The organism is Streptomyces atriruber, assembly GCF_001418325.1.
Taxonomy (GTDB): domain Bacteria; phylum Actinomycetota; class Actinomycetes; order Streptomycetales; family Streptomycetaceae; genus Streptomyces; species Streptomyces atriruber.
Window position 1 is genome coordinate 1,779 of sequence record NZ_LIPN01000577.1, and the last position, 925, is coordinate 2,703.

The window sequence follows — 925 nt, forward strand, 5'->3', positions numbered from 1 at the left end:
CGCCGACGCCGTCGCCGCCAACCCCGCTGCCCGCACCCTCATCGAGGTGAGGCGCGCGGAGATCCGCGAACAGCCGGACCGCCTCAAGCCGCTCCTGATCGATTTGCTGGCCGGACCGTGCGCCCAGGAACTCGACGACGTCCGCAAACCCCTCCTGCTGATCATCGACGACCTCGAACAGATCCTGACCGCCGACCCCGACGGCCCGCACCGGATCGATCCCGAGCACGCCGCCGTGCTCGCCGACGTGCTCTGTGCGTTCGACCCGTCCATGACCGACAGCCGTCTGCTGATCACCAGCCGCTATACGTTCACGCTCGACGGGTTGCAGGCCCGGTTGGAGCCGGTCCAGTTGCAGCCGTTGTCGTCGGCGGCTCAGCTCAAACTCCAGCGCCGTCAGCAGGACCTCGCGCCGGTCGAGTACCGGACTCAGCGCGCGGACTTGGCCCAGCGGGCCCTGGACGTCAGTTGCGGCAACCCCGGGCTGCAGGACCTCATCGGGCTGCGGCTGGTCTACAGCAGCGAGGTCGACGAGGACCGTGCCGAGGCAGCCGTCGCCGGAATGGAGGCCTACCTACACCAGGGTGACCCTCCAACCGACAACTCCGACATCGGCGATTTCCTGGCGAACCTGGCCCTCGACGCCCTCCTCGACCAGGCCGGGCCCACCCACTGTGACCTGCTACGGGCCTGCACCCTGTTCACCGTCCCGGTCCCGCAACCCGTCATCGACGTCGTCGCCGCCGCTGTCGGCGGATCGGCGGCCCGCCTGTGCGGCCTCGGGCTCCTCGACGTCTTTCCCGACCAGCACCGCCCCGACCTCCCGTCCCTGGCCGTCAACGCCCTCGCGGCCGGACGCCTGGCTCCCCTCACCTCGGACGAGCAGGCCGCCCTCGCCACCGTGGCCGCCGAACCGCTGTACGCC

1 pseudogene is annotated in these 925 nt (G+C 70.6%); it reads left to right on the top strand.

Annotation, left to right across the window (positions count from 1 at the left end):
* Nucleotides 1-925, top strand: a pseudogene (locus AOK03_RS44695) (hypothetical protein); the annotation flags it as partial.